Origin of the sequence: Novosphingobium sp. (assembly GCF_031424035.1) — a bacterium.
In the GTDB taxonomy this organism is placed as follows: Bacteria; Pseudomonadota; Alphaproteobacteria; order Sphingomonadales; family Sphingomonadaceae; genus Novosphingobium.
Map to the genome: position 1 here is coordinate 14,821 of NZ_JANPGP010000110.1, position 11,484 is coordinate 26,304.

An 11,484-nucleotide genomic window follows, 5' to 3' on the forward strand; every position below is an offset into this window, starting at 1 on the left:
GGCATGGCGAGGCGCCGGCAGGCAGTCACGATCAAGCATGTTGCTGCGGATGCGGGGGTTTCCCTGCAGACGGTGAGCCGCGTCATCAACAATGAGCCCAACGTCCGCCCGGAAATGAAGCAGCGGGTGCAGGAAGCGATTGACCGGCTTGGCTATGTCCCCTCGATCGCCGCCCAGCGCATGAGCGGATCGCGCTCCTACCTGATCCTCGCGCTCAATGACCGCGACCGCACCATTGCCGACTGGCGCGCGCGGCAGGGTACCGACTGGGTCGACCAGATGCTGCTGGGCGGCATGCTCAAGTGCGCCGAACACGGCTACCGGATGATCTTCGAGCTGGTCGATACGCACAGCGACCATGTCGAACGCGAAATTCTGGCGGCGATTGCCGCGCTGCAGCCCGACGGGATCATCCTCACCCCGCCGCATTCGGATAACCCGCAGCTCGTGCGCTTTCTTGCCCAGCAGAAGATCCCCTTCGTCCGCATCGGTTCGCAGGAGAATGGCGAAGGCATCCCGATTTCGATGGACGACGAAGGCTCTGCCCGGACCGCCACCCGCCACCTGATCGGCCTCGGCCACCGCAAGATCGGCTTCATTTCGGGCGATCCGGACTATGCGCTGAGCGGCTGGCGCGTCGATGGCTGGCAGGGCGAGATGGCAGCGGCGGGGCTGCCGACCGATGGCTTCCTCGAACCCGGCGATTTCACTTATGCCTCGGGCGAGCGGGCAGCACGCCGATTGCTGGAATCGTCCAATCCGCCCAGCGCGATCATCGCCAGCAATGACCAGATGGCGCTGGCCACGCTTGAAGTCGCCCGCTCGCTGGGGCTGGAAGTGCCGCGTGACCTCTCAGTCATCAGCTTTGACAATACGCCGCTGGTCCACTTCACCCAGCCGCCGCTGACCGCGATTGACCAGCCGATTGCCGCCACTGCGTCAATGGCGGTTGAACTGATCATCGCCGCGCAAAAGGGTGATCCGCGGCCGGATGCACTGACGGTGATCTCTGCAGACCTCGTCGAACGCGGATCAGTCGCCGCCTGCGCTGCCGGCCCCCGTGGCTGACCCGCTGCCGGCTGACCGGCAGTCGCAGCGCTTCCTGCTTCTCTATGCGCTGGCCTGGGCCGGAGGATCGGCTGCCTACGTTCCCTTCCTGACGATCCTGTTGCCGGTGCGGGTTTCCGTGCTGGCCGGGGACGCGGCGGGGGTCAGCTGGCTGGCCTATATCGCCTTTGCCGGAGCCATTGCCGCCAGCGCGGCCTTCATCGGGTTCGGCTATCTCAGTGACATCACCCGCCGGCGCAGGGAATGGGTCTGGCTAGGTCTCGTGCTGTCCTGCGCCCTGCTCGCCCTGTTCCGCGAGGCTGCGACTTTGCCCGCGCTCATCGCGATCATCGTCGCGTGGCAACTGGCGCTCAACATGATGCTCGCGCCGCTGGCGGCATGGGCGGGGGACTGCGTGCCTGACGCGCGGATGGGATCGCTGGGCGGCCTGCTGGCCTTTGCACCGGGGCTGGGGGCACTGGCTGGAGCCCTAGTCACCATGCCGGGGTTGGCTTCGGCTGATACGCGGCTGGTGCTGGTCGGGGTACTGGTCGCCTGCTGCGTGGTGCCGGTGCTGCTCGTCTCGCCGCCAGGCAAGGAGCCCGAGCCGGACCTTGCCTATGCCGCATCGAGGGAAAGACCAAGCCTCACCCCGGCACGGCGCGGGGCCATGCGGCGCATGTGGCTGGCGCGGCTGGCCGTCCAGATTGCCGAGGCAGCGCTGTTTTCCTACCTCTATTTCTGGTTCCGCTCGATCGATCCGGACATGGGCGACAACCGCACCGCACGCGTGTTCGGCGTTGTGCTGATCCTGTCCGCGCCAATTGCCTTGTGGGCAGGCCGCTGGGCCGACCGGACGAGCCGGCCTTTCACCCCGCTGGTTGTCTGCGCTTTCGCTTCGGCGGCGGGGCTGATCGGCATGGCATTGGCACCGAGCCTGCCTTTCGCCATCGCGACCTATGCCGTGTTCGGCTTCGCCGCGTCGATCTTCCTCGCGCTGCATTCGGGCCAGACCCTGCGCGTTTTACCACGTTCCGACCGGCGTGGGCGCGACCTCGGGCTGTTCAATCTGACCAATACTGTGCCCTCATTGATCATGCCCTGGTTGACCATGGCGATTGTCCCGGTGGCGGGTTATCCGGCGCTCTTCGTGCTGTTGGGCGGCCTGGCTGCCTTGGCCGGCCTTCTGCTGCGGAACATGACACAGGCCAACTAAGCCTGCTGCTTGACTTTCCCTTGCGGCTCATGTCAATGAGAACGTTCACAAGAAGAATGCGGCGAGGGGTTTGATGCGCATTGGGATGCTGACGGTTGCTGGCTTCATGCTGGCCACAGGCTGCGCGCAGGGGCCGGATGTTTCCACCGTGCCGGTTGCGGTGTCGCAGCCGGCGCCGCAGACCGAAGACGCGCGGATTGCCGATCTGCTCGCGCGGATGAGCCTTGAGCACAAGGTCGCGCAGCTGATCCAGCCACAGATCAACTCGTTCACCGCCACGGACATGGAACGGTATCGCTTCGGCAGCTACCTCAACGGCGGAAACGGCGGCCCTTATGGCGACGAGTTCGCGCCGGCCTCCCAGTGGCTCAAGCTGGCTGACGAGATGTGGGATGCATCGACCAGGCCGCTGCCGAATGGCGAGCCCGCCATTCCCGCGATCTGGGGAACCGACGCGGTCCACGGCCATGCCAATGTCATTGGCGCCACGATATTCCCTCACAATGTTGGTCTGGGCGCGACCCGCGATGCCGATCTGGTTCGCCGGATCGGTGCGGCAACCGCGCTGGAGATGCGCGCGACCGGGATCGAGTGGGACTTTTCGCCGACGATCGCCGTGGCCCGTGACCGCCGCTGGGGCCGCTCCTATGAAAGCTATTCGCAGGACCCGGATATCGTCGCCCCGCTCGGCGCCGCGCTGATCGAGGGGCTGCAGGGCAAAGCCGGTACGCCGGAACACCTCAGCGCAAACCGGGTCATCGCCACGGCCAAGCACTTCTTCGCCGACGGTGGCACGACTCAGGGGGTCGACCAGGGCGATGTCAATGGCAAGGTCGCAGAGCTCAAGGCGCTGCATGCCAAGCCCTATCCTGCCGCGATTGCCGCCGGCGTGGAAAGCATCATGGCGAGCTTCAACTCGGTCAACGGGGTGAAGATGCATGGCAACCGCGACTTGCTGACCGGCGTCCTGCGCGATGAATTCGGCTTCAAGGGCATGGTCGTTGGTGACTGGAACGCTCATGGTCAGGTCGCCGGGTGCAAGGTGGACGATTGCGCGCAATCGCTGCTCGCCGGGCTCGATATGTACATGGTGCCCGACGATTGGCGCGCGCTGCATGCCAACCTGTTGCGCGATGTGCAGAGCGGCACGATCCCCATGGCGCGGCTGGACGAAGCCGTGGCCCGCGTGCTGCGCATGAAGCTGCGGCTGAGCCTGCTTGATGCGGGCGCGGTCAAGCCGTCACTGCGGCCCCACGGCGGCAATTTCGCGCTGCTCGGCGCGGCCCAGCACCGCGCAGTGGCGCGCGAAGCGGTTGCCAAGTCGCAGGTCCTGCTCAAGAACGATGGTGTGCTGCCACTGGCTGCAGGCGCTCGAATCCTGGTTGCCGGCCGCGCGGCCGACAGCGTTGCCCAGGCGTCCGGCGGCTGGACCCTGACCTGGCAGGGCGGGCTGGAGCTGACCAACGAGAAGTATTTCCCCGGTGCCACATCGATCTGGACCGGCCTCAAGCAAGCGGCTGAGGCAGCGGGCGGATCGGCCGAGCTGTCAGTTGACGGCAGTTTTGCAGCCAGGCCCGACGTGGCCGTGGTGGTGTTCGGGGAAGAACCCTACGCCGAATTTGAAGGTGACCGGAAAAACGCGGTTTTCACCGACGAGGAAGGCTTGACCCTGCTACGCAAGTTCAAGGCTGCGGGCCTGCGCACCGTTGCCGTGTTCCTGTCGGGCCGGCCGCTGTGGATGAACCGCGAAATCAACGCCGCCGATGCCTTTGTCGCCGGCTGGCTGCCAGGTAGCGAAGGAGCGGGGGTGGCCGACGTCCTGTTCGGCAAGCGTTCGGCAACCGGGCGGCTGTCGTTCAGCTGGCCGGCCGGGTGTGATGGCAAGCCGGTCAACGGTCCCGAGGGCGCATTGTTCAATCTCGGTTACGGGCTAAGCCTGGGCGAGCGCGGCACGATCGCCAGGCTCGATGAGACTTGTCCTTACCTCAACGCCGGCTCTGCGGCCGATTGGTTCGTGGATGGCAAGCTGGCGCCAGGCACGGTGATTACTGGCGATGGCGCTCCGCTACCCAATTTGCGCGGCCATGCCGGCGGGATTACCGCGCGCGGGGTAGACCGCAAACGGCAGGAAGATGCCCGGGAAATTACCTTTGCCCCTGGCGCCACCCTGTCCTTTGCCCAGCGGCAATCGGGTTCGGGCGCATTCCGGATCAGCTATTTCCTGCCGGATCAACCGACGGCACCGGTCAAGCTGACCCTGGGCAAGTCCACGTTCGATATCACCCGCCAGCTTGCCCTCAGCGCTGGCAAGGGCTGGCGAGAAATGATTATTACCGATGCCTGCGCCCCGGGGCTGGGACCGTCGCTGGCGATCACCTCCAGCGGATCGCTGAAACTGCAGATCGCGGCAGTGTCGCGCCAGGCCATGCCGGCTGGAGCAGACTGCTCGTTCTGAACCCCTGGCTCCGCGCCGGACCCAAACGTGAGAGGATAACTGAGGTGGCTATCATAACCGAAGGCAGCGCACCGGCGCAGGGTGAAAATATCGATGCACCGCAGCTGCGCCTGTTTGTCATGGGTCTGTTCTTCATTTTCGGCGGCATCACCAGTCTGAACGATGTCATCATTCCCAAGCTGAAGGAGCTGTTCACGCTCAATTACACGCAGGCGATGCTGGTGCAGTTCTGCTTCTTCACCGCCTATGCCGTGATCGGCATCCCGGGCGCGCGGTTGGTCAAAAGGATCGGCTATATGCGCGGGGCGGTGGCCGGTCTGCTGATCATGATGACCGGCTGCCTGCTGTTTATCCCGGCGAGCCAGACGGCGACTTACGGCGTCTTTCTTCTGGCGCTGTTTGTGCTGGCGAGCGGCGTGGTGATCGTCCAGGTGGTCGCCAATCCGCTGATCTCGATGCTCGGCAAGCCCGCTACGGCCCACAGCCGGCTGACCTTCGCGCAGGCGTTCAACTCGCTCGGCACCACGATCTTTCCGATTTTCGGGGCCATCCTGATCCTCGGTAGCCTGGCCTCGGTGAGTGTCGGCCAGTTGCAGGGCGCGGAGCTTGATGCCTATCGCACCGCCGAAAGTCAGGCGATCGTCCAAGGCTACCTTGGCCTTGCCTTCGCGCTGGCATTGGTTGCGGGCGCGGTATGGTACTTCCGCGACGCGCTGAAGGATGAGCGCCATGAGGAGAGCCAGGGCCTTGCCGGGCTCGACCTGCTGAAGCGCCCGCGCTTCGGCCTGGGCGCGCTCAGCATCTTCCTTTACGTCGGCGCGGAAGTCTCGATCGGCTCGATCATCGTCAATTACTTGCAGCTGCATGACGTCATGGGCCTCAATTCCGAAGCGGCTGGAAAGATGATCGGGATTTACTGGGGCGGAGCCATGGTCGGCCGGTTCATCGGTTCAGTCCTGCTGCGCTTCCTCAGCCCCGGCAAGGTCCTCGCCGGCGCGGCCTTTGGAGCCGTGACCCTGCTCGCCATCTCTACCCAGACAACGGGCCATGTTGCCGGATACAGCCTGCTGGCAGTCGGCCTTGCCAATTCGATCATGTTCCCGACGATCTTCTCGCTCGCCTGCGAAAAGCTGGGCAGCCGCGCGGCTGACGGTTCGGGCATCATCAACGTGGCGATCTTCGGCGGCGCGGTGATCCCGCTGATCACCGGGATGATCGCTGACCTCACCGGCAGCCTTGGCATGTCTTTCATCCTGCCGGCGATCTGCTACGCGGTGATTGCCGGCTTCGGCTGGTACGCTCGCCGTCCGGCGGTCGGAGAACAGGGCTAGACGTCCCCGATGACCAGCGCGCCTCCCGTTACCGAGCTTTTCCTGCTGGCGCTGATCCTGATCTTCAGCTTGCCTTATCTGGTCTGGCGGCTGGGCAGGACGGATCACTGGGCGCCGTTGGTGGTGGTGCAGATCTTGGCGGGCATCCTGCTTGGCCCGGGCGTGCTCGGCGCGGCACTGCCGGGTTATTACACGCTGATCTTCACGCCGCAGGTGATTGGCGCGCTGAACGGCATCGCCTGGTGGGCGGTCATGCTGTTCGTCTTCGTGGCTGGGCTGGAACTGGATTTCCGCGAGGCGTGGCGCAGCCGCCGCGACACGGTGGTCACCGCAGGTCTGGCAATGGTCGCCCCGATGGCGCTGGGCGCGGTGGTCGCGGCTGCGCTGTTGCAGTTTGGTGACCCGGCGGCGTGGATGGGGGCCAAGGGGCAGGACTGGCAGTTCGTCACCGGCATTGGCATGGCCTGCGCCGTCACGGCCTTGCCGATCCTCGTCCTGTTCCTGACCAAGCTGGGCATCCTGCGCAGTCCATTGGGGCAGCGCATTTTGCGCTATGCCAGTCTGGATGACGTGATCATCTGGGGCGTGCTGGCGGTGATCCTGCTCGATTGGGAGCGGATGGAACGGCAAGCCGGATTCGTCATCGGGTTCGGCGTCGCCGTCTGGGCTGTGCGCCGCCTGATGACAGCCATTCCCAAGCGGGACCGCTGGTATTGTGCGCTGGTCTGGTTGGCCGCTTGCGGGTTTCTTGCCGATTGGTCCGGCCTCCACTTCATGGTGGGTGCGTTCCTCGCCGGCGCGGCGCTCGACGCCAGCTGGTTCGATCTGGACGAGATGGACCAGTTCCGCGACGTGGTCCTGCTGGCCTTCATGCCGGTCTTCTTCCTGTCGACCGGGCTACGGACGAGCTGGGAAATCGGCGGCTATGCCATCTTCGGCGTTGCCCTGATCCTGCTGGCCGCGATGGTGATCGGCAAGCTGGCCGGCGTTGGCCTGGCGGGCCGGATCCTCGGCTGGAAAAAGGGTGATGCCAAGGTCATTGGCTGGCTCCTGCAAACCAAGGCGCTGATCATGATCATCTTCGTCAGCGTATTGTTCGACAAGCAGCTGATCACCAGCGGCACCTTCACCGCGCTGCTGCTTGCCGCCTTGGGTAGCACTATGCTGACCATTCCCATGGTGAGTTCACGGATCTTGCAGATGCGGTCCGAGGCGTAGGTTCGCCCTATCCGGACGGGTCCTTGATTGTTTCCATCGCGACGAAGGTTGAGGTGCTGGCCACATGGGGCAGGCTGGTGATCCGTTCGCCCAGCACGATGCGATAGCGCCGGATGTCGGCGGTTCGCACCTTGAGCAGATAGTCGAAGCTGCTGGCGATCATGTGGCATTCCTCAATCTCGGGAATGCGGCGCACGCCGGCGTTGAACGCCTCAAGCGCCTGTTCGCGGGTGTCGGACAGCTTGATCTCGGTAAAGGCGACATGATCGAGGCCCAGCTTTGCCGGATCGACAACCGCGCGAAAGCCGAGGATGACGCCGCTGTCGATGAGCTTGCGCAAGCGCACCTGGCACGGCGTTTTTGAAAGGCCGACCCGCTGTGCCAGATCGGTGACGGTGATCCGGCCATCTTCCATCAGGACGGCAACGATCTTGCGGTCGAAATCATCCAGTTCGACTATGTCTGATGGTTTTGGCATAATTCCTACCTATCAGAACGTCAAAATTAAGTCGATATGGCTGTTCATCGGCCTACATTAGGTCAGGTTGACCAAGGCAAATGGGTTAGGATGGCGGCATGACCCAGCCCGCCGCGTTCTCCGCCTTCGCCCCCGCCATCCGCGCGTCCTCGCCGCAGCGTGCGGCGATCACCGCCGCCTATCGTCGCGATGAGGCGCAGTGCCTTGCGCCGCTGCTGGAGGCCGCCACGCTGGACGATGCCTTGCAGGCGCGGATTCGTGAGACCGCGCGCCAGCTGGTCACAACCCTGCGGGCCAATCACAAGGGCAGCGGCGTCGAAGGGCTGGTCCACGAATATTCGCTGTCGAGCGAGGAAGGCGTGGCGTTGATGTGCCTTGCCGAGGCGCTGTTGCGCATTCCCGACCACGCCACGCGCGATGCGCTGATCCGCGACAAGATCGCCCATGGTGATTGGGGCGCGCATCTGGGTGGTGGCAAATCGCTGTTCGTCAACGCCGCTACGTGGGGACTGGTCGTCACCGGCAAGCTGGTCGGCAGCGTCGATGATCGTGGGTTGGGCGCGGCGCTGCAGCGTCTTGTCGCGCGGGCCGGGGAGCCGGTCATCCGGCGCGGCGTCGATCTGGCAATGCGGATGATGGGCGAACAGTTTGTCACCGGCGAGACGATTGGCGAGGCGCTGAGGCGCGCGAAGGTGCTTGAGGCGAAGGGCTTCCAGCACAGCTATGACATGCTGGGCGAAGCGGCAGCGACCATGGCTGATGCGGCGCGCTATTACCGGGATTACGAAGCCGCGATCCACGCCATCGGCAAGGCATCGAAGCGGCGCGGCATCTATGGCGGGCCGGGGATTTCGATCAAGCTTTCGGCGCTGCATCCACGCTATACACGCAGCCAGGCCGAGCGGGTGATGAGCGAGCTGTTGCCGCGGGTGAAGGCGCTGGCCGTGCTCGCCAAGGGTTACGGTATCGGCTTCAACATCGATGCGGAGGAGGCCGACCGCCTCGAACTGTCGCTCGACCTACTGGAAAGCCTCGCCCGCGACCCCGATCTCGGCGGGTGGGACGGGCTTGGTTTCGTCGTTCAGGCCTATGGCAAGCGCTGTCCCTTCGTCATCGACTGGATCGTCGATCTGGCCCGCAGCGCCGGCCGCCGGATCATGGTGCGGCTGGTCAAGGGCGCCTATTGGGATGCCGAGATCAAGCGGGCGCAGGTCGATGGGCTGGCCGATTTCCCGGTCTATACGCGCAAGGTCCATACCGACGTCGCCTACATCGCCTGTGCAAGCAAGCTGCTTGCTGCAAGCGATGCCGTATTCCCGCAATTCGCCACGCATAACGCGCAGACACTGGCCACCGTCTATCATCTGGCGGGGCCTGATTTCGCAATTGGCGACTATGAATTCCAGTGCCTCCACGGCATGGGCGAGCCGCTCTATGAACAGGTCGTCGGCAAGGGCAATCTTGATCGGCCATGCCGGATCTATGCGCCGGTCGGCACGCACGAAACGCTGCTCGCCTATCTGGTGCGGCGGCTGCTGGAGAACGGAGCGAATTCTTCCTTCGTCAATCGCATTGCCGATCCGGACGTACCGGTCGAGGCGATGATTGCCGATCCGGTCGAGGTTACCTTGGCGATGCCGCATCCCGGCACCCGGCATCAGGCTATCGCGCTGCCGGGCGATCTCTATCCGGGCCGGCGCAATTCGGCGGGGATCGACCTGAGCGACGAGACCGCGCTGGCAGCGTTGACCGAGAACCTGCGGCAGAGCGCCGAGATCAAGTGGGAAGCTGCCCCGGCGAACCGCGAGGGGCTATCGCGGCCCGTGCTCAACCCCGCCGATCACCGCGACATGGTCGGCACGGTGATCGAGGCATCGCCCGAGGCGGCGGCACTGGCCGTTGCCCGCGCGGCGGCCTCGCGCTGGCCTGAAACCCCGGTTGCGACGCGCGCCGCGATCCTCGAACGCGCTGCCGATGCATTGCAGGCGCGGATGCCGCTGCTGCTCGGCCTGATCGTGCGCGAAGCGGGCAAGTCTGTACCCAATGCAATCGCGGAGGTCCGCGAGGCGATCGACTTCCTGCGCTATTACGCGCAGCAGGCCCGCGCCACGTTTGGTGCGGCACAGGCTCCGCTGGGACCGGTCATCTGCATCAGCCCCTGGAATTTCCCGCTGGCGATCTTCACCGGACAAGTCGCCGCAGCGCTGGTCGCCGGCAACCCGGTGCTCGCCAAGCCGGCCGAGGAAACCCCGCTCATCGCTGCCGAGGCCGTGCGCTTGCTGCACGAAGCGGGCGTGCCAGCCGATGCCCTGCAATTCATGCCCGGCGATGGCGCGATTGGCGCGGCGCTGGTGGGTGCGGCGGAAACGGCAGGCGTGTTGTTCACCGGATCGACCGAAGTTGCGCGGCTGATCCAGCGCCAATTGGCTACCCGTCTCTCGCCAGCGGGCAAGCCGATCCCGCTGATCGCCGAAACCGGCGGGCAGAACGCGATGATCGTCGACAGTTCGGCCCTGACCGAACAGGTCGTGGCCGATGTCATCGCCTCGGCCTTTGACAGCGCCGGCCAGCGCTGTTCGGCGCTGCGTGTGCTGTGCCTGCAGGAAGAGGTAGCGGACCGCACACTGGACATGCTGAAGGGCGCACTCGCCGAGATGAGCGTCGGGTGCACTGACGCGCTCAAAATCGATATCGGCCCGGTCATCACCGCCGAGGCGCAGGGGGCCATCGAACAGCACATCACGGCGATGCGCACGCTCGGCCGCAAGGTAGAGCGGCAGGCGCTGCCCGATGCCACCCGGCACGGCACCTTCGTGGCCCCGACGATCATCGAACTCGATTCCATCGCCGACCTCACCCGCGAAGTCTTCGGACCGGTACTGCATGTCGTGCGCTTTTCCCGCGAGCGGTTGGGGCAGTTGATCGACGCGATCAACGCCACCGGATACGGGCTGACCTTTGGCCTCCACACCCGGCTTGACGAGACGATTGCCCATGTCACCGCGCGGGTGAAGGCCGGCAACCTCTATGTGAACCGCAATGTCATCGGCGCGATTGTCGGCGTCCAGCCCTTTGGTGGGCGCGGGCTGTCAGGCACGGGACCCAAGGCCGGCGGGCCGCTCTATCTGGGCCGGCTGGTCACCGTGCCCCCAGTGTTCGGCGCGCGCGCCGAACATCTCGAAACGCCGCTGCACGATTTCATCGACTGGCTGGACATGGCGGGCGAGGCCGCTGCGGCTGCAACCGCGCGCCGCTATGGCGAGGCTTCGGCGCTGGGTGCCAGCATGGAACTGGCCGGGCCGGTCGGGGAGCGCAACCTCTACCAGTTGCATGCGCGCGGGCGGATCCTGCTGCGGCCGGCAACCCGCGCAGGGCTGTTCGCCCAGATCGCCGCAGTCCTTGCCACCGGAAACCGCGCGACCGTGGAGGGTATGGCCGTTCCCGAGGGCCTCCCGGCGAGCGTGGCTGCTTTGCTTCATTGCACTGGCAGTGAGCCTTACGCCGCTGCCCTTGTCGAAGGAGGGCCGGCGCGCGTGGCCGCCATGACCGAAACGGCGGCAGCAATGCCGGGGCCGATCTTCTCGGTCCATGCCGCGCGCGATGACCAGCCGCTGGCTTATCCGCTCGAATGGCTGGTCGAGGAAGTATCGATCTCGATCAACACCGCTGCCGCCGGGGGCAATGCCAGCCTGATGATGATCGGATAGACCAGCCTTCCAGAAATCGTTGTCCGCCTTGT

General features: G+C 65.2%; 7 protein-coding genes and 1 pseudogene. 6 read left to right on the forward strand and 2 right to left on the reverse strand.

What is annotated here, in order from left to right; genetic code table 11:
- Positions 1-3: 3 nt before the first annotated feature.
- The 5 genes from RMO89_RS14820 (at position 4) to RMO89_RS14840 (ending at position 7,267) form a co-directional block, all read left to right on the forward strand.
- The gene (locus tag RMO89_RS14820; protein WP_310534053.1) at positions 4-1,068 is read left to right on the forward strand and encodes a LacI family DNA-binding transcriptional regulator; all 1,065 of its coding nucleotides are present in this window, start codon (positions 4-6) and stop codon (positions 1,066-1,068) included.
- Entirely contained in the window at positions 1,061-2,263 is a 1,203-nt protein-coding gene (locus RMO89_RS14825) for an MFS transporter (protein WP_310534054.1), read from the forward strand. The genes RMO89_RS14820 and RMO89_RS14825 overlap by 8 nt, the downstream gene beginning before the upstream one ends.
- Positions 2,264-2,336: 73 nt before the next feature.
- Positions 2,337-4,718 (forward strand): glycoside hydrolase family 3 N-terminal domain-containing protein, encoded by a 2,382-nt coding sequence (locus tag RMO89_RS14830; RefSeq protein ID WP_310534055.1) that lies wholly within the window; start codon positions 2,337-2,339, stop codon positions 4,716-4,718.
- A 44-nt stretch (positions 4,719-4,762) separates the two neighbouring features.
- Positions 4,763-6,049, forward strand: a complete 1,287-nt coding sequence (locus tag RMO89_RS14835; protein ID WP_310534056.1) for a sugar MFS transporter — start codon at positions 4,763-4,765, stop codon at positions 6,047-6,049.
- Between the two features lie 9 nt (positions 6,050-6,058).
- On the forward strand, positions 6,059-7,267 hold the full coding sequence (locus RMO89_RS14840) for a cation:proton antiporter (protein WP_310534058.1): 1,209 nt from the start codon (positions 6,059-6,061) through the stop codon (positions 7,265-7,267).
- On the opposite strand, the pseudogene RMO89_RS20490 reads toward RMO89_RS14840, so the two are convergent.
- A pseudogene (locus tag RMO89_RS20490) lies at positions 7,235-7,306 on the reverse strand (hypothetical protein); the annotation flags it as partial. The gene RMO89_RS14840 and the pseudogene RMO89_RS20490 overlap by 33 nt on opposite strands.
- Positions 7,275-7,745 carry an Lrp/AsnC family transcriptional regulator gene (locus tag RMO89_RS14845; RefSeq protein WP_310534059.1) on the reverse strand — a complete coding sequence of 157 codons (471 nt, stop codon included), beginning with the start codon at positions 7,743-7,745 and terminating at the stop codon, positions 7,275-7,277. The gene RMO89_RS14845 and the pseudogene RMO89_RS20490, both read right to left, overlap by 32 nt.
- Before the next feature lie 98 nt (positions 7,746-7,843).
- On the opposite strand from RMO89_RS14845, the gene putA reads away from it, so the two are divergent.
- Positions 7,844-11,452 (forward strand): trifunctional transcriptional regulator/proline dehydrogenase/L-glutamate gamma-semialdehyde dehydrogenase, encoded by a 3,609-nt coding sequence (gene putA / locus RMO89_RS14850; RefSeq protein ID WP_310534060.1) that lies wholly within the window; start codon positions 7,844-7,846, stop codon positions 11,450-11,452.
- The last annotated feature ends 32 nt before the right edge of the window (positions 11,453-11,484 follow it).